Origin of the sequence: Parahalioglobus pacificus (assembly GCF_014652275.1) — a bacterium.
Lineage (GTDB): Bacteria > Pseudomonadota > Gammaproteobacteria > Pseudomonadales > Halieaceae > Parahalioglobus > Parahalioglobus pacificus.
Map to the genome: position 1 here is coordinate 1,195,168 of NZ_BMYM01000001.1, position 17,946 is coordinate 1,213,113.

The 17,946-nt window shown below is 56.3% G+C and carries 16 protein-coding genes and 1 riboswitch; of the genes, 11 read left to right on the forward strand and 5 right to left on the reverse strand.

Annotated features, from left to right (window positions below):
- Window positions 1-71: 71 nt before the first annotated feature.
- Complete coding sequence (gene xrtH, locus IE089_RS05520) at window positions 72-566, forward strand: exosortase H (RefSeq protein WP_373294704.1); 495 nt, start codon at window positions 72-74, stop codon at window positions 564-566.
- Window positions 566-1,177 (forward strand): exosortase H-associated membrane protein, encoded by a 612-nt coding sequence (locus tag IE089_RS05525; protein ID WP_189475937.1) that lies wholly within the window; start codon window positions 566-568, stop codon window positions 1,175-1,177. The genes xrtH and IE089_RS05525 overlap by 1 nt, the downstream gene beginning before the upstream one ends.
- Before the next feature lie 167 nt (window positions 1,178-1,344).
- Here the strand turns inward: IE089_RS05525 and IE089_RS05530 are convergent, their stop codons facing one another.
- Window positions 1,345-2,364, reverse strand: coding sequence for a MerR family transcriptional regulator (locus IE089_RS05530; RefSeq protein WP_189475940.1), 1,020 nt, complete (start codon window positions 2,362-2,364; stop codon window positions 1,345-1,347).
- A 173-nt stretch (window positions 2,365-2,537) separates the two neighbouring features.
- Here IE089_RS05530 and IE089_RS05535 point away from each other — a divergent pair, with 173 nt between their 5' ends.
- Window positions 2,538-3,830: a sigma-70 family RNA polymerase sigma factor gene (locus IE089_RS05535; RefSeq protein WP_189475943.1), complete on the forward strand. Its 1,293-nt coding sequence runs from the start codon at window positions 2,538-2,540 to the stop codon at window positions 3,828-3,830.
- A 34-nt stretch (window positions 3,831-3,864) separates the two neighbouring features.
- Here the strand turns inward: IE089_RS05535 and IE089_RS05540 are convergent, their stop codons facing one another.
- Window positions 3,865-4,746 carry a TIGR01777 family oxidoreductase gene (locus IE089_RS05540; protein WP_189475947.1) on the reverse strand — a complete coding sequence of 294 codons (882 nt, stop codon included), beginning with the start codon at window positions 4,744-4,746 and terminating at the stop codon, window positions 3,865-3,867.
- 95 nt (window positions 4,747-4,841) lie between these two features.
- Here IE089_RS05540 and IE089_RS05545 point away from each other — a divergent pair, with 95 nt between their 5' ends.
- Window positions 4,842-5,726, forward strand: coding sequence for an NAD-dependent protein deacetylase (locus tag IE089_RS05545; protein ID WP_189475950.1), 885 nt, complete (start codon window positions 4,842-4,844; stop codon window positions 5,724-5,726).
- A gap of 24 nt (window positions 5,727-5,750) precedes the next feature.
- Here the strand turns inward: IE089_RS05545 and IE089_RS05550 are convergent, their stop codons facing one another.
- Entirely contained in the window at window positions 5,751-6,206 is a 456-nt protein-coding gene (locus IE089_RS05550; RefSeq protein ID WP_189475953.1) for a pyridoxamine 5'-phosphate oxidase family protein, read from the reverse strand.
- 85 nt (window positions 6,207-6,291) lie between these two features.
- On the opposite strand from IE089_RS05550, the gene IE089_RS05555 reads away from it, so the two are divergent.
- Window positions 6,292-7,743: a cryptochrome/photolyase family protein gene (locus IE089_RS05555; RefSeq protein ID WP_189475956.1), complete on the forward strand. Its 1,452-nt coding sequence runs from the start codon at window positions 6,292-6,294 to the stop codon at window positions 7,741-7,743.
- Here IE089_RS05555 and IE089_RS05560 read toward each other — a convergent pair.
- Window positions 7,740-8,360, reverse strand: coding sequence for a thermonuclease family protein (locus IE089_RS05560; protein WP_189475959.1), 621 nt, complete (start codon window positions 8,358-8,360; stop codon window positions 7,740-7,742). The genes IE089_RS05555 and IE089_RS05560 overlap by 4 nt on opposite strands.
- Before the next feature lie 104 nt (window positions 8,361-8,464).
- Window positions 8,465-8,609: riboswitch (cobalamin riboswitch) on the forward strand.
- A gap of 101 nt (window positions 8,610-8,710) precedes the next feature.
- Here IE089_RS05560 and IE089_RS05565 point away from each other — a divergent pair.
- Genes IE089_RS05565 through IE089_RS05590 form a run of 6 tightly spaced genes read left to right on the forward strand, consistent with a single transcriptional unit; the run spans window position 8,711 to window position 15,346 of the window.
- Window positions 8,711-10,564, forward strand: coding sequence for a TonB-dependent receptor plug domain-containing protein (locus IE089_RS05565; protein WP_189475962.1), 1,854 nt, complete (start codon window positions 8,711-8,713; stop codon window positions 10,562-10,564).
- 9 nt (window positions 10,565-10,573) lie between these two features.
- Window positions 10,574-11,188 (forward strand): cob(I)yrinic acid a,c-diamide adenosyltransferase, encoded by a 615-nt coding sequence (gene cobO / locus IE089_RS05570; RefSeq protein ID WP_189475965.1) that lies wholly within the window; start codon window positions 10,574-10,576, stop codon window positions 11,186-11,188.
- Between the two features lie 2 nt (window positions 11,189-11,190).
- Window positions 11,191-12,642 (forward strand): cobyric acid synthase, encoded by a 1,452-nt coding sequence (locus tag IE089_RS05575; protein ID WP_229802597.1) that lies wholly within the window; start codon window positions 11,191-11,193, stop codon window positions 12,640-12,642.
- Window positions 12,643-13,671: a FecCD family ABC transporter permease gene (locus tag IE089_RS05580; RefSeq protein WP_189475968.1), complete on the forward strand. Its 1,029-nt coding sequence runs from the start codon at window positions 12,643-12,645 to the stop codon at window positions 13,669-13,671.
- Window positions 13,671-14,447: an ATP-binding cassette domain-containing protein gene (locus IE089_RS05585; protein WP_189475971.1), complete on the forward strand. Its 777-nt coding sequence runs from the start codon at window positions 13,671-13,673 to the stop codon at window positions 14,445-14,447. The genes IE089_RS05580 and IE089_RS05585 overlap by 1 nt, the downstream gene beginning before the upstream one ends.
- On the forward strand, window positions 14,444-15,346 hold the full coding sequence (locus tag IE089_RS05590) for a cobalamin-binding protein (protein WP_229802598.1): 903 nt from the start codon (window positions 14,444-14,446) through the stop codon (window positions 15,344-15,346). The genes IE089_RS05585 and IE089_RS05590 overlap by 4 nt, the downstream gene beginning before the upstream one ends.
- Before the next feature lie 542 nt (window positions 15,347-15,888).
- Here IE089_RS05590 and IE089_RS05595 read toward each other — a convergent pair.
- The gene (locus tag IE089_RS05595) at window positions 15,889-16,695 is read right to left on the reverse strand and encodes a transporter (RefSeq protein ID WP_229802599.1); all 807 of its coding nucleotides are present in this window, start codon (window positions 16,693-16,695) and stop codon (window positions 15,889-15,891) included.
- Between the last annotated feature and the right edge of the window lie 1,251 nt (window positions 16,696-17,946).

The following is a 17,946-nucleotide window of genomic DNA, read 5'->3' on the forward strand; positions in this document are numbered from 1 at the left end:
CCAAACTAATCTGTCGAATCAGTGTAGCAGTTTGGCTTAAGCGGCTGGCGGCTATTTGTTATGCTCTGCGCATGAGTCGCTTTGTCATCACATTCACCGTACTGCTCGTCGGATTGTTCTCGATCGAAATGCTGGAGCCCGTCCAAGCTGCAGTCATTCAACCGTTCACCGGCTGGCTGGCTACCGTCAGCGCCGCCATCATAATGCCCTTTGACGACGCGGTCGTGGCGTCAGGTCGCATCATTGAGCACACCACCGCACAATTTGCCGTGTCGATTGAGGCCGGTTGCAATGGCGTTGAAGCAACCATTGTACTGATCGCCGGTGTTATCGCTTTTCCCGCCACATGGTTGCAACGGTTGGCGGCAATACTCATTGGTTTCGCGGCCATTCAGTTGTTGAATGTGGTGCGCATCATCAGTCTGTTCTATTTGGGGCAGTGGAATATCGAGATATTCTCTTGGACACACCTCTACCTCTGGCCGGTTCTGATTATGCTGGATGTGCTCTTGGTGTTTGCGTTGTATCTCCGCTACCTGGCACCGCCTGAAGAACAGCCCGCCTGATGACATTGGCACCGAGACAGCGCTTCGTTGCCTGGGTCATCGTGCTCATACCTGCGTTCTTCATCGTATGGCATGCTCTGGCGTCTGTACTGGCTGCGCCTGTCGTGTTCGCAGCCGGCGAGATTCTCAGTCTCTGGCTGCCCAGCTTAGTCGATGAGTACAGCCTGGTTGGTACGGACATGTTGCTGAAGACGCCGTTTGGCGAAACCGCAGGGCAATTAGTGCCGCTGGCACAAGCGGAGTTTCAGATCGGCTTCAATCAGGACACACGCCTGCTGACCTATGCCATCCCGTTTTATGCCGCGCTGCACTTTGCTTCGGAGCTGGACAACCCTATCGAACGATTCGGCCGTGGCTTGCTGGTTCTCTGGCTCCTCATGATCGTGGGCATGATCTGCGTCAGCCTCAAGAATTTGATGGTGTCACTGGGGACAACCGCTTTTGACGTCGGCTCGTTGCCCCCGCCGGCGGCCATTGCATTGTCTTACCAGTTCAGCGTTCTGATCATACCGCCGGTGGCGCCCATATGCCTTTGGGCGTGGGAAGCACGCTCCCTGCCTTGGCTGAACGCCATGATCGAGAGCGCTTCCGCCAGGCTGGCCAAGAGTTAGGCCTCTATCGCCATTCCGATCCACCCAAGGTCAGCAGTGGCGCGCTTTACTAATCCCGCTGTTTCGCGGGAGCCGCGTCGGCCCTCCAAGGCTTTGCCTCACAAGTGGCGCGATTGGGGCAATCGCTGGTGCAACCCCTGCAGGGTAGAGGCTCAGCGATGCTATCGTCAGGCCGCATTTTTGCTAGCTCCATTGCGCACCATGGTTTTCGCCAAGGCCTCGGCAAATTCCTGGCCCCGCTCTTCCAGCACCGCCTGCATGGCTTTTTCCATCAGGTGTCGGGCCTGGGCTGTGTAAGTGTAAATACAGGCGTGAACTGCAGCGTCGTGCCAGTTTTCTACCGAGCAGCTGGATGAGTAATCCTCAAAATGATTGAGCGCGCGAATCAGATCTGCGATGTGCTTGGGGCACTCGCAGTCCAGTGCGCTCTTGAGGTTACGGGCAGCACTGAGTTCGTTCTCGTTGAACTGCCGCGGCTTACTTTCGATCAACTCGCCCAGATTGGTTTCGCCCATGCTCACGGTCTTATCCGCCGCGCCACGGCTTAGCTCGAACGCCAGGAAAGCAGGATCCGGCGGAAAGGCCGTGGTTACGATGTCCCGCGACTCCAACTCCTCCATCCAGCGCTCATTGCCAAACTGATACACCACAACAACACGCTGGGCAGACAATCCCGTCGCAATTTCGGTCAAACGCGCGACTTGTGACGTGTTAAGCGTGGGGCAATCCACCAGGAGCATGTCGGCTGATTCGTCTTCGATCAGAGACTGGTCGAGCTCGCTCAGAGGCACACGGGCCAGCTGAGCGTCGACACTGGTCAGGCAGCCCTGATGATCATCTAACCAGTCACAGAGACGATCACCCACCACCATGACTCGGGGCTTACCAGCGGGAGCAGTGGATTTCTGCCCGTTGCGAGGCTGGCCGCGCAGAAGCATTTCCAGCGTCTTTCGCTCTGAGGCGGCGATTTCGCCAATGCGCGACCCGTTCTTAACCAGTGTGGATACCAGCTGGAGATGCTCCAGGTCAGCCTGGGTGTACTGCCGACGACCCGTTGCCGACTTGTGGCTGGCGCCTAGTCCGTAGCGTCTCTCCCAGACACGCAAGGTGTCAGGTTTCAAGCCGGTGAGACGCGCAACGGTGCCAATACCGTACAGCGGGCGGGGTTCCAAAACTTGTGCTTCCATGAGGCTTCTCCTGTGGCTACCTGGTCAAGATACGCGACAAATATAGGACTGGATGTAATCAACGACCACAGTGTTCTGTTTTTGTCGCGAAACTTATTGGACAAACGCGCGTTTTGTCTGTCCAAGCTGGACAATTGCCCGTATACCTTAACGACATTGAAACGGAGGTAATCGTGGATAACTGGACCAGTGACACAGACGACAAAGATCTTGAACGGTTGTTTGCAGAGGCCCGCCGCTATCCCTTGCTAACAGCCGACGAGGAAAGAACCATCGACGGCGACAAGTGGGCTGCCGTGAGCACAATGCTGGACGCGTTGGTGGACGATGACAATGGACGCACGTGGTTGAAGGACTGGGCGCTGCAGTGCGGTGCCACCACACCCGACATTTCGCTATTTCGCAGCCGCGAATCACACTTTGTGTTGCGCAGGGAGCTTGTTGACTACCTCACCGGGGGCAAGCGCGCTGGTGACATAGACACGTTCCTGGCCAAGTTTGCCCGTTCAAGGTCCTCCGCGTCGCGCCGCGAGGCACTCGATGCACTGAACCTTCCTGCCAGTTTGGTCGTTGGCATTACGTGTTGGCTGCTGCGGAAAAGCGATCACACCGTGTCCGACGCGGTGGCTGATGGCCTTGAGGATTGGGAGAATCAGTGGCCCGCACACAACAGCGACCTGGCACTGTCAGAAGCGACCTGTTCGGTCCTGTCCAACGCCTATTCGCGTTATGCACGAGCCCGCGACACCCTGGTCATGCACAACCTCAGGCTGGTGTACTCCATTGCCGGAAAAAACAAGGGTAAAGGTATTGGGTACCTGGACCTTATCCAGGAAGGTACGTTGGGGTTAATCCGCGCCGCAGAGAAGTACGAGAGTGCCAAGGGCTTCCGCTTCAGCACCTACTGCTTTAACTGGATTACCCAGTCTATTCGTCGTTTTGTTGGTGACTCTGGCGGCATGATCCGTTATCCAACGCACGTGCAGGAACAGGTTGCCAAGCTGTATCGGGAAAAAGCACTGGAACAAGCCCGAACCGGCATCGAGCCGGGCGACGAGCACCTTGCGAAGGCCGCGGGGTTAAGCCTGGACAAGACTCGCAGCCTGCTGCAGTTGCGCAATATGGGCGTATCACTGGATGCACCCCAGTATGACGGCGAAGAGACCTCTTTGCTGGATACGATTCCTGGTGGGCCGTTTCAACGGACAGAGAACAACGCAGAAATCGACTCTCTCAATCGCTGTTTACTCACCAATATACAGTCACTTGATCCTGCGGAGCGCGAGGTAGTGATAGCACGCTGGGGTTTGCACGACGGGCCGCCATTAAGTCGCGCCGAGATTGCCGACCGGTTGTCGGTCAGCCGGGAGTGGGTTCGCCAGCTGGAGCGCTCTGCGCTGGACAAACTCGCGGATTCTCCGTCAATTCGCGATGCTTACGATGATTACGAAATCGTTCCCATATGAGCTCCCCAGACTCACACGGCTGGCCCATCCGTCGCTAGAGAGATGCCTCTAGGGCAGCATCAATGTGTGGGTAGCGAAACTGAAAACCCTCACTCTGCAACTTCGCGGGCAGCACGCGCTGCCCAACACTGAGCAGTTCGTCTGCCATCTCACCCACCATCAGCCGCATCACCGCCGAGGGCATAGGTAGCGTTATCATCGTCCGAGTGCGTTTTTTCATTGCCGCGCAGAAGCCCAGGCTGGTGACCGGGTGTGGTGCGGTGAGATTTACGGGGCCCGAAATCGACGGATTCTCCAGGGCATAAATTATTGCGGCTACAACATCCTCGCGATGAATCCAGCTCAGGAACTGATGCCCACTGCCGATATAGTTGGCTACGCCTATCCTGAACGGTCTGGCCATTTCAGTCAGTGCACCGCCACCGCTGTCCAACACAACACCCAGGCGCAGTAGCACTGTCCGCTCTACGTCACTGATTGCGCTGCCGGCAGCTTCCCAATCCTGACAAAGCACAGCGGCAAACCCTTCGCCGGCTGCGGAGGTTTCGTCCAGAGGCTCATCGCCGCAAGCACCGTAATAACCGATCGCGCTGCCGCTGATAAGCGTCGTAGGCTTGTGCTGCAGGCGCGTGACCAGTTCACCAATCGCGCGAGTGGTATCGATCCTACTATCCACTATTTGCCGTTTATAAGTGATACTCCAACGCTTATCTGCCAGAGACGCGCCTGCCAGATTGATGATCGCATCGATGCGTGCTTCGTCACCGATAGCCGCTAATGACGTCACTGTCTCTGCGCCGGCGATTGAGGCCGCCGGATTGCGGCTCAGCACGGTAGCGTTGTGCCCCTGCGCCATCAGCGCTGGTACCAGCGACGATCCGATAAACCCCGTACCACCTGTAATCAACACATGCATAAGCAATTCCCATATCGCAGTCATATACAGTACGAAACTACCCTGCCGGCCAGACCACGCAAACCGGCAATACGGGTTGCTCGTATAGTGTTCATATGACGGAATCACATCGAACGAGCACGGACTTGGCCGGCGCTGATGCCTATTCAGCGGATCGGGAGGCAAACCAGCGCTGCCTGGCCTTTATCCGTGCTCATCCCACACTCACCGTTCTGACAGGCGCCGGTATCAGTGCAGACTCTGGCATTCCAACCTACCGCGACGCGCAAGGGACCTGGTTAGGATCAAATCCTATTCAGCACCAGAATTTTTTAAATATGCTGGCCGCGCGGCGACGCTACTGGGCCCGCTCCATGCTTGGCTGGCCGCCGGTGAGAGACGCACGTCCCAATGTGACCCATCGCTGTCTGGCCTGGATGGAATCCAAGGGGCATATCGACACACTCATCACGCAGAACGTAGACAGGCTGCACCAACGCGCTGGCAGCGAGCGGGTGATAGACCTGCACGGCAGGCTAGACCAGGTGGTGTGCCTAGGCTGTGGACAGGAAACCCAGCGCGAAACAATGCAACAGCGCTTGCTACAGGCTAACCCCGATTCAGAACTCAACACGGTGTCCCCCAGGCCCGACGGCGATGCCGACGTAAGCGATGAACGCGTGGCCGCAATGCAGGTTCCGGCCTGCAGCCAATGCGCGGGCACACTCAAGCCTGACGTGGTTTTCTTCGGTGGCTCAGTGCCCAGAGATCGCGTGGAGGCCGGTATGGCCGCAATTGAACGCAGTGACGCACTGTTAGTGCTCGGCAGCTCACTCAAGGTGTACTCGGGCTATCGCTTCTGCAAACAGGCGGCTGCTCTTGGTAAGCCTATTGCGATTATCAATCGTGGTGTTACGCGCGGTGATGACTTGGCCAATCTAAAACTAAATGCCGACTGCGGCTCAGTGCTCGCCTACACGGTGCAGGCGATCTCTGCGTGACTTTGGGTATCCGCTGGAAGGCCTTCAGCTGCTGACATCGGCCATGCGCTCGCGATAGTCCCAGCTGAACAGCCTCTGCGGCTCAATCTTGATGACCACCTCTTGCTCTCGGCGAGACAACAACCAGCGACCCACTTGAGAATCACTGTCACCCAGATAGTGCGACACCATCCAATCGAGCGTATCGCTCTCGGCCAGGGGCGAGATGGTTGCGATGCCCTGCCCGCGTACGCCGTGATAGGGCGGATCGTTGGGAGAAATCTCAAATCCAACGTTGGCGTTGGCTGCCAAAAGTTTGACAAGGGGTGCGTCTCGATGGGTCACGCACTCCAACGTCAACACACGGGAGCGATACCAGAGCGAAACCACCCGCGGAAATCCGTCTGAAGCCACGGCAGCAAGTCGGACGGGGTACGTAGACTCGGCCAAAAACAGCGTCGTCTCGTCATGCCCCCAAGGGCCTTTGATAGGAATTTGCATAGGATAAATCAATATTTTTGAGGCGCTAGTATAACCAGTCGCGCTAGCGATGATCTCGCCCTGCGCTGATCCCGTAACAACAGGCATGACAAAACCTGTGATCTACTGGTTCCGACAGGACCTACGCACCCGGGATTTACCAGGGCTCCATGCCGCAGCACAAACCGGCAAACCGGTAATCCCTGTTTATATTCTCGATGAGGATGCCCCGGGCAACTGGCGAGCCGGCGGGGCAAGTCGCTGGTGGTTACACCACAGCCTTGAAGCACTGAAGTCAGAGCTTGGAAAGCTAGGTGGCAGCCTGCACATATACAAGGGCTCCACCGTCGCTGCACTTAAAACAATTGTGAAGGAGACGGGAGCTGACACGATCTATTGTTCACAACAGTTCGAGCCCTGGTCTCGGGCATTGGAGCAAAGCGTACATGAGTACTTTTCCACAGAGGGATTAACGGTTAAGCGCTTTCCGGGCACTTTGTTGCACCAACCTGAGAGCATCAGTACCCAGGCGGGACAACCCTTCAAGGTCTACACCCCGTTCTGGCGCGCTTGCAACGCGGCGCAACCACCGGCTGCGCCATTACCGCAACCGGAAGATGCTATCTGGTTCAGCGAGGCACTGACTAGCGCACCGCTGAACGAGTTAGAGCTGCTACCAACAAGCCCTGACTGGGCGGCCACCTGGCACGACTACTGGACACCCGGTGAGCTCGGCGCCAACAACAGAGCCCGTTACTTCCTGGCAGGTCCTGCTGAGCACTACGGTGAAGGCAGGGATTATGCAGCCAAGGCTTACACGTCAAAGTTATCAGCGCATCTGCATCACGGAGAAATATCCGTGCGCACGGTCTGGCACATGGCCGAAGCCCAAAAGAATGAAACCCCCGAAGCGGCTTCGAGCATAGAGAAGTTTCAGAGTGAGCTGGGATGGCGGGAGTTTTGCTACCACCTGCTGGTCCACTTCCCCGACATTCCTGAAAAACCCTTCAAAGCGCCGTTTTCATCGTTCCCCTGGGCAAGTAATGAGTCGGCGTTAGATGCATGGCAGCGAGGTCAAACGGGCTACCCCATTGTTGATGCGGGTATGCGCGAGCTTTGGCAAACCGGCTTTATGCACAACCGCGTCCGAATGGTGGTCGCCTCATTCCTGACCAAACATCTGTTACTGCACTGGCGCGATGGTGAGGATTGGTTCTGGGACACCCTGGTGGATGCAGACCTGGCGAGTAATGCATGCAGTTGGCAGTGGGTGTGCGGCTCGGGTTCCGACGCAGCCCCCTACTTCCGGATATTTAATCCCATTGCCCAGGGCGAGAAGTTTGACAAGGAAGGAGAATACGTCCGCCGCTGGGTGCCTGAAATCGCGGCCTTGCCCGACAAGTATCTCCACAAGCCCTGGGAGACGCCACCGTTGCTGTTGCAAGAGGCTGGCATAACACTCGGCGAGACCTACCCGCTTCCCATCGTCGATCATAAAATTGCCCGGGAAAGCGCATTAGCCGCCTACGCAACCATCAAGGGGCAAGCTAGCGGCTAACCCCGGTTCTGCTGGCGCCACCGCCTGGGTTCTACAGGATCTGGCTGGGACCAAAGCCCGCGCTCCTTGGCACGCGCAACTCGTTCTGCCTCCCCCATGTCAGAGCGAGCACGTGCGTAGTACCTGTACCACCAAGCCATACCCGCTTCTAACATCATCAGGTTAACGCTGCGCCCATCGATAAAGACTTCAACCACCTGACGCTGATAATCATCGACGGATTCTACCGTCGCGCCCACCGAACGACCGTCAACAAGACGCCTGAGATGCGCGCGGGACTGATCACCAAAGGGCTGATCCCGTTCGGGCGCATCTACGCCGTATAACCTCAGCGCGTATTGCTTACCATCGGCAGCGAGCAATGACAGGCTGTCGCCATCGGAGACACGTACGACCTTACCGACAAGATCAAAGTCTTCAGGTATGGCGGGTGCTGCCTCATTGAGCGTATCACTGGCCTGCCGCCAGGACGCCTCTGGCCGGTTCGCCCATTCCTGCAGGTTATCGAGGACAGCATTCGGCCAGCTTATCTCGCCGTCACGCCACCATTGGAAGGCCGACAACAGGACCAGTGCGATAATTAGCCAGCGACCACGCCTTCTCCCACGCCTAGCCATTACTGATGTTCACGGTGTATATGATTCATGAGCGCCCTATCGATATCTCCTCTGCCCAGCATAGGCCGTGGCGTGCGCGTTTGACAATGCAGGCGCTCAACCACTAAGGTGCGCCTGCGTCCGGTGCCTGCCGTTGCTATGCAACTGGGTAGGTTAAATGGGAAGTGAGGTAACCAGACCTCCGCTGCCCCCGCAACGGTACCAGCTACTTGCTGTCAGCCCGATACCAGCCAGATGTGCGTTTCACCGATGGAGCGGAGGGCTTCATTAAAGGTGGCTACGTACCGCTGTGTCGTACTTCCTGAATCCCCTCCCTCAGTCGCCATACAATCTGGCTGTTGAGGAACACCATGAACACTACCTATTTTCGTTTATCTGCACTTGCGGCTGCCGTTGCAGTTGCATCACCCGTGTCTGCACAACAGACACTGGAAGAAGTCGTTGTCACATCATCGCGTGTCGAGATGCCACTGCGGCTGGTCGGCACCTCAGTCTCTGTGATCACTGAAGAAACCATTCAGGATTACGGGTTCAACGCGCTTGCTGATGTACTGCGCACCCAACCGTCGGTCGCGGTGTCTAACTCCGGCGGTCAGGGCTCGGTCACTACGGTACGTATCCGTGGCGAAGAGGGCTTCCGTACCCGTACCTATATCGACGGCATCGACGTATCCGATGCATCGGGCATCCAGATCGGACCGCGCTTTGAACATATTCTCAGCAGTGGCATCGGCCGGGTAGAGATCCTGCGTGGACCGCAGGGATTGATGTATGGCGCGGATGCCGGCGGCATCGTCAACATCTTTACCACCACCAAGACGGATGGACTGGGCGGCAGTGTCAGCGCCGAAGGCGGCCGCTACGGCACCCAGCAATACACGGGTGCTGTCGCTGGCGGTAATGAACTGGGGGACTTCTCGCTGTCAGCGGCAGACTACTCCACCGATGGATTCAACGCCCGCACTGACGACACGGTGACTCGTGACGACGACGGGTATGACAACACCACCGTCCACGCACGCGCAGGCTGGAATGTCAGTGAGGGCTTTCGATTGGAGGGTGTCTATCGTGACGTGGATGCCGATGGCGAATACGACAATTGCTTCACGGCTTCCTTTTCGCGTTCAGAAGACTGCGATTCTGAGTTTGATCAAAGTGCTTGGCGCGTATCGGCAAAAATCGATTCAGAGATTCTGTCGCATAGCCTCAGCTATAACTTCAGCGACACCGAGCGAGCGTTCTTCACCGAAGGACAACCGGGATTTGCGACCGAGGGCGAGCTTCAACGTATCGAGTATCTGGCCAACTACAAGATCAGCGATAACTGGGCCGCAATAGCGGGTATCGACCTGCTGTCAGAGGAACTGGACGACGGCTCTGTAAAGCGCGATCGCGACCAGGACGGTTACTATGCCGAGCTTCAAGGGCAAGTCACCAAGGGCCTGTATCTCACCGGCGGTCTCCGTTATGACGACAATGAAGACTTTGGCTCTCACAGCACCTATCGAGCCAGCGCAGCCTACCTGATCCCGCTGCAGGGTAGCGAACTCAAGCTTAAGGCGACCTACGGCACTGGCTTCAGGGCGCCCTCTCTTTCGGAGTTGGCGTATAACGAGGGCCCCTTTGCCTTCCCGCCCGCTACGGACAACGCATTACAGGAAGAGGAAAGCGAGGGCTTTGACATCGGTGTCGCATGGGCAACCGACGGCGGCCTGTATTTAGAAGCGGTGTATTTTGATCAGCGCGTCGATAATGAGATCTTTTTCGACCAGGTCGGATTTTCGGGTTATCTACAGGGTGACGGAGAAATCGACTCCAGCGGTGTGGAGCTGATCACTGAATGGCAGATCGCTGAGGCTCTCACACTGACGGGTAATTACACCTACAACGATACCGAGGACTCCACAAACGACACCCGCATTCGTCGCCCCGAACATCTGGCGAATATTGGCCTCCAATGGAACCCTCTCGCAGAGCGACTCCGTCTGGGCCTGTATATCCGGGGTGCCTATGACGCTGTAGACGTGGATGGCAGCTCGCTGGATGACTACGAGGTGGTCAACCTCAGCGCGAGTTATGAAGTTCTACAGGGGCTTGAACTGTATGGTCGCGTAGAGAACCTTCTCGACGAGGACTACGAAGAGACCCCGGGGTTCAACACAACTGGTGCAGCGGCCTATGCAGGCGTGCGCTATCAGTTCTAGGAGCACCGTATGAGCACTCAGGATGACAAGCGCAATGCCAAGCACAAGGCTGCGATGGAAAAGCAGAAGGCCAAGGTTGATGCTTCGATAGAAGCGGCCGATGAAGAGCGTGGAGTCGCCGTACTGGTAACCGGCAATGGCAAGGGCAAAACCAGTTCCGCCTTTGGCATGGTCATGCGCTCTTTAGGTTACGGCCACAAGGTTGGTGTGGTGCAGTTCATCAAGGGCGCTCAGCTCTCCGGCGAAGAGCTCTATCTGCGTGACCAGTGCCCGCAGGTAGAGTTCTACCAAATGGGCACAGGCTTCACCTGGAATACACAGGACAGAAGCGGCGATATTGCCGCTGCGGAGAAGACATGGGCTGTGGCACTGAAGATGCTTCAGGACCCCAGCCTGGATCTGGTGGTATTGGACGAACTGACCTATATGATTGCCTACGATTACCTGCCGGCTGACGATATCCTCTCAGCCATCACAGGACGACCACCGGAGCAAAGCGTTGTGGTTACCGGCCGGGGTGGTGGCTCTGCTTTACAGGATGTGATGGACACAGTGTCCGAAGTTAAAGACGTAAAGCACGCTTACACCGCTGGCGTTAAGGCACGCAAAGGCGTCGATTACTGACCATGCGCGGCGCGCTCATGGTACAGGGCACCACCTCGGACGCGGGGAAAAGTGTTCTGGTCGCTGGTCTTTGCCGGGTACTGGCACGCGACGGCCAGTCTGTCGCGCCGTTCAAACCGCAGAATATGTCCCTGAACAGCGCCGTCACCGACGACGGCGGCGAGATTGGACGCGCACAAGCCCTTCAGGCCGAGGCAGCAGGCATACCCGCCTCCGTCGACATGAACCCCGTACTGCTAAAACCCAGCTCGGACACCCGGGCTCAGGTCATTCTGCGTGGGCAGGTGTTCAAGGCCATGGACGCAATGTCGTACCACGACTACAAGTCCATCGCGCTCGCTACTGTGCTGGATGCTTTTACCGCTCTGCGCACTCGTTACGACACGGTCATCGTCGAAGGTGCGGGTAGTCCTGCAGAAATCAATCTGAGAGAGCGGGACATTGCCAACATGGGGTTTGCAGAGCCCGCGGATTGCCCTGTGATTATCGTGGCAGATATTGATCGCGGCGGTGTATTCGCACACCTTGTGGGCACCCTGGAGCTGCTGTCACACAGCGAGCAACACCGCGTAAAGGGCTTTGTCATCAATCGTTTTCGCGGTGATATCAAACTACTGGAAGGCGGCCTGGACTGGTTACAGGAACGAACGGGCAAGCCTGTTTTCGGCGTACTGCCTTTTATCGAGAACCTTCGGTTGGATGCAGAGGACGCCATTGACACGGACCAGGCACTCACACAGAACGCCTTCACCGTTGTTGTCCCCGTTCTCAAACGTATCTCGAATCACACCGACTTCGATGCCCTACGGCACCAGCCTGGCGTCAACCTCGTGTACGGTGCTCCAGGGCATCCTCTGCCCCCGGCCGATCTCATCATCTTGCCGGGTAGTAAAAATGTGCGCGCTGACATGCAGTGGCTGCGCAAGCAAGGATGGGACAAGCAGATCATGAAACACCTGCGGTTCGGCGGGAAGGTGTTGGGGGTCTGTGGTGGCTACCAAATGCTCGGGCAACACATTCATGATCCGGACGGGATCGAAGACTCGCCCGGAAACACGGAAGGCCTGGGTCTACTTCCCTGCTCCACCGTGCTTAAGGATGGCAAACAACTGCATCAGGTTGCAGGCACTGTATTGGGCGATGCAAAGCTTCGGGGCTATGAGATTCACTGCGGGGAAACCCATGTCTTGGGTGATCTGGAACCACTGGCGCAGCTGGCAGACGACCGTTCAGACGGTGCTATTTCCGAAGATGGCAGGGTGGCCGGCACCTATATCCATGGACTATTCGATGAGCCGGAGGCCTGCCAGGCGCTTTTGAAGTGGGCGGGTTGCAACACAGGGGCTACTGTTGACGTTGCTGCGCTGCGCAACGCCGAGCTAGATCGCCTCGCCGACACCTTGGAACACCATCTGGATCTCGCCGCGTTGTGGCGTGCTGCAGGCATCGCCTGAATGACGACGCAATCACTCACTCGTGCTCGACTGCTGACGCTACTGTCTGTGCTGTTGGCGGCGTCGTTTCTGGTGGCCCTCTCCCACGGCGCAGTGCCAGTATCCATGCACGATACGCTGCTCGTGTTGTTACCCTGGACAACATCCGAGTCTGCGCAGGCAAGCATGATCGTCGGCGAGCTACGCCTGCCCCGCGCCATCCTCGCTGCGCTGGTGGGTGCAAATCTCGCTGTCTGCGGCGCAATCGCCCAGGGCTTATTCCGCAACCCTTTGGCCGACCCGTCTCTCATCGGCGTCAGCGCGGGCGCTTCACTGGGCGCATCACTGGTGATCGTTGTCGGCGCCGGTGCTGGCACATTGTCCGGCATCACCCTTGTGAGCGGCGGCGCTTTCATCGGCAGCCTCTGTGCAGTTGGGTTTGTACATGCACTGGCAACACGCGATAGCGTGACTTCAGTAGCAACCATGCTGCTCGCAGGTATCGCAGTAACTGCCTTGGCAGGTGCCATAAGCACACTCCTTGAGTACTACAGTTCGGATGAACTGCTGAGACGCATCAGCTTATGGCGCATGGGCGCCCTGGACGGTGCGAATGAACTGCGTGTGAGCATCGCACTGCTGGTGACGCTGATCGTTTTGCTCCCCTTGCCCTGGTTTACCCGGTCGCTGGACGCGCTGCTGCTGGGTGAGTCCGAGGCACGCTATCTTGGTATCAATGTGCAGGCAACGAAAACTGCCTTAATTGTGCTGGTTGCAATCGGCGTGGGAACTTCAGTTGCGCTCGCGGGCACTATCGCTTTTGTCGGGCTGGTTGTGCCTCATATTATTCGCCTGCTTGTTGGACCGGGGCACCGGACACTGTTGCCCGCAGCCGCGCTGGCCGGCGCCACCCTAATGTTGGCCGCCGACACCGCATCGCGCCTACTCATTGCGCCCGCTGAGTTGCCCGTGGGCATCGTAACAGCGTTAATCGGCGTCCCGTTTTTTGTGTACCTGCTGCGCTATCGATCGGACTTGGGGTCGTTCTGATGTTACTCACCGCGACCCATCTTGAGGCAGCCCCCTGGGGCACCCCGCTTCTGCGGGACGTTAATCTGAGCGTGACCAGTGGCGAGGTGCTGGGAATTATCGGACCCAATGGCGCCGGCAAAAGCAGCCTACTTCACGTTCTGGCCGGCGGACTGCCGTTTACGGCTGGATCGCTCACCTTCGGTGATGAAAGACTGGACACTGTGCCGAACCGCCGCCGAGCCTGTGGCATCGCATTGCTCACGCAGCGCTCCACGCTGCGCTTCGCCTTCACAGTGCGCGAAGTCGTGTCACTGGCCAGAACGCCACATGCCACTGGCCACAACGTTGATGAGCGAGTCGTCGCCGAGGTGATGGACGCGACTGATATCTCCTATCTTGCCGATAAAGCCTACACCCAGCTTTCGGGTGGCGAGCAGCAGCGCGTGCAACTTGCGAGGGCCGTCGCCCAGGTGTGGCGCGAGGAAGACAGTCGCCACCGGCTTTTGTTGCTGGACGAGCCAGGCAGCGCGCTGGATCTTGCTCATCAACAGCAGCTAAAAACAATCATCCACGACCTTGCTGCACGCGGCTGTGGCGTTGTCGTTATCGCTCACGACTTTAACTTCATGGCGGCCATCGCCGATCAAGTGATTTTGTTGGAGTGTGGGCAACAGCAGGCTATGGATCGCTGCGACACCGTATTTTCTTCCCAACAATTTCGCCAGACTTTTAATGTAGAACCCATCATCGGGGTTCACCCTGAGTCGGGAAAACCGACGGTATTGTTGCCATGAGCATGACTCGTCAGAATGCATTAGTGCGCGTACTTTGCCTGTGGCTTCTGATAGTTGGCAGCGCGCAGGCGGCCATAAACGTCGTCGACTTCCATGACCGAGAGGTGACGCTTGAGAGACCTGCCCAACGGATCGTTGCACTGGCGCCGCATATTGTTGAGAACACCTTTACCGCAGGTGCTGGCGACAAGGTGGTGGGCACCGTTGAGTACGCAGATCATCCCGAGGATGCCAAGAACATTCCAAGACTGGGGCGAACCTATTCATGGAGTCTGGAAGCCGTTCTCGCAGCGGAACCGGATCTCGTTTTACTGTGGGGTACCGGCAAGGGTACTGAGCAACTCCCTGCGCTGGAGCGGCTGGGTATACCTGTGTATGTTAGCGAGCCGCAGACAATACGGGACATCAGCAAATCCATTCGTGATATCGGCACGCTGGCGGGGACCGAGACAGTTGCCACAGCTGCTGCACAATCCCTTGAAATGGCGTTTGAGAAACTGCAGGCCGCCCACAGTAACCAGCAACGCCTCAGCGTGCTCTACCAGGTATGGAACGAGCCGCTGCAAACCGTAAACAACCAGAGCATGATTTCAGCTGTGATCGAGATCTGCGGTGGGCAAAACGCCTTCGGGGACCTGCCCATGATTGCACCGAAGATCAGTATCGAGTCGGTGCTGCAGCGCAATCCGGATGTGATTGTCGCCAGCGGTATGTCATCCGCCAGGCCCGAATGGCTGGATGAGTGGCGAGCATTCCCGGCACTACGCGCCGTGCAAACAGATGCACTGCTGTTTGTGGAGCCTGATCATATTCAGCGCGCAACGGCCCGGCTGATACTGGGAGCGAAATCTTTGTGCACCCAGCTAGACGAGGTTCGTCATCGACAGTTTGCCGAATAACCTGTGGTTTACTATTGTGTCGATGCTAGATGTTGAGAACGTTGTGCTATTGCAACCGTTCGAGCCGCAGTGCCTGATTCATCCTCTAGTGATCTATAGCCGCTACCGTATTTAGCAGGACATTATTTCGTTTAGCATGCTTAGAGAGATTCCATAAAGAGGTGGATCAGCAAAGCTGACTTCCCACGTGAGTTCTTAGGGGCTCCCGAGGGTGCGTGCTTACCCGCATAATAGCAGCCGGATCAGATCGCAGCTGATTTAAACTCTAGTACATACTCGCTGGCCAGGTTGAGAATCGCCTGCGTCGGGGCTTTGCCGTCGTAGCACCCAAAGAAAATTCCGCACGGGGCTGAAAAAGGCCACCGAGTCACTGAAAAATGGCTGCTTAGATGCGGGATATTTACGATGCTTCGGCTACAACCAGGCATTGCCGCTCAAGGCTAGGTCGTTTGGCATCTAAGTTTGCAACACCCGCATGCTGCCATACAGATAGCTTTGGCGATGCTAGGTATAACCCGAGCTTATGCCGAAGCGCTGCTCTCTCAGCGAGGAAAGAGCATAGTAAGCGTAATGCGAAAACCGACCCCCTCGCCGGTCCCGGCGTTCGAATCCGCCCAATACCGCAGGCCAGCTCCGACACTCAACAGCTGATTGCCGACTCTGAAAACTTGCGACGCTGCCACGTTTACCGGCACACCCCACTCTTCTGTCGTCCAGTTATAGGTCGATTCCAGATTCAAAGAATAGGTAAGTGCTGACGCCGTGGTGTAAGAAACAAATGGCTGCAAAAATAGTGCATTGTACTTTTGACGGTCATCATCTCCAGCAAGCCTCCAAACCTGATTCATCAAAGCGCCATAAGTGAGTCCCATATTTTGCTTTAGTGCTACCGCAGTGAAACCCCCGCCCCATTGTTCTGAGCCCAAAAGCCTGTCGCTGGCAGTGGGGAGCAGAAACGCAGGGCCTACGCCCCATATCCAGCCATGGCTGCCGGGGGTCTGGGGTGAAAAAAAAAGGCTTTGGACGATATCTCCTGTGCCAGAACTACTGGTTCCCGCGGGCACATGATCTTGTTTTATCACGGGTAAAATTGTGCGGGAAATCAGGTTCCATTCTTCGTTTAACTCCACAGGCACAACTGGCTGCAAATTCAGAACAAGTCTCTCGCCTTGATCGTCACTACCAATATTCTTGTCATAGTTCAGCTGCATCGGAACGCTGATAAGAGATGCAACGGGATTCGACAACTGCTTGGCCAAGTCCTGAGTGCTTTGCGCCGCTACGGGTTGCGCTGACAGTAATAGTACCGCCACCAGAATCAGTAAACACCGTCTCTGCAGTTTTATCATTAAGCTCATGCTCCGTATCAAGGTACTCGTTCGGACAAGTGAACCTCATGAAATAAATTTAAATCGATGGAGGCCGTGGCCGGCAAACCACATTCCGCATCAAAAACAATACGGCTTGTCATAGGAGGTGACCGCTATGCCGTTAAACATTAGTAGAAAATTGGACTGTAATCTATGCGTGCATGTGTGAAGCACGATAAATACGGTGGCGTGGCGAGCAGCTACCGTAGTAGTGATAGTTTTAGGACGAACAATGCGGCAATTGTATGCCCGATCGTTTCGCTATGCGCGTGGCAAATAAGCTCGGTTAGTAGGCTTCGTGTTGTTATGCTGGTAACTGGTTTCATGAATGTGCAGTACTGACATCACAGTGAATCGGAACTAAAGCTGCATCGCTCGAGTCAGTATTGCCTCAGAAACAAGCGGGACCATAGTGCCACCTATGACCCGCTACCATCCCGCCCTCACCCGTAAAGCAGTTATCACTTTAGTAAAAATAGAATTAGGCGACTTACCTTCTCTTACCGCTCGTCTTAAAACCCTGTCAATTGGCTCATCCAGGTACTTGTATATAAGCAAAGAGGCTGCGTTTATCAGTATGAAACACACTGGGATGAAAAACCATTTCTCGTGGAATGGAACACCGACGCCGACCACGACAATAGCAATCGCCCAATGCAGTAGAAATACAGGGTAGGCGATATTTCCAAGCATTGTTCCGAACGCGGGGAAACGTATGCTTGATTCTGACGATGCTATTGACAGCAGGAGGTATGCGCCGAGTACAACGCATCCATAGAGGCCGTAATGATTAGGGACTCCCAGAGCAAGGAGGCCACTTGCTTGACTGGAGAACCCCCAAATCCACGGCGCGAAGATCAGATACAAAATGAAGAGCACCATAGATACGCATAGGTGCCACGATGTCAGGCGAATTTTTTTGGCTAGGTAGTAAACGAATGCCCCTGCGCTAAATGCGATTAAAGCTCCGGCGACCGTGGCGTATCTCTCGAAAAACACAGCGGACGATTGGTCAAGGTAAACCACATAAGCGATAGACGCGACCAACCAGGCAATTACCCGGCGAAAGCTGCGCGAAAGGAAAATCATCGCCAAGTAATAGAATAACTCTACCCTCAGACTCCATGCCTGCGTACCGAACTCGCGTTGAGTGGTACTCATCCATCGCGGTTAAACATCCAAAAGCGGCAGCTCAGATCATTGAGCTGATCCAGAACGCCACTCACGAGG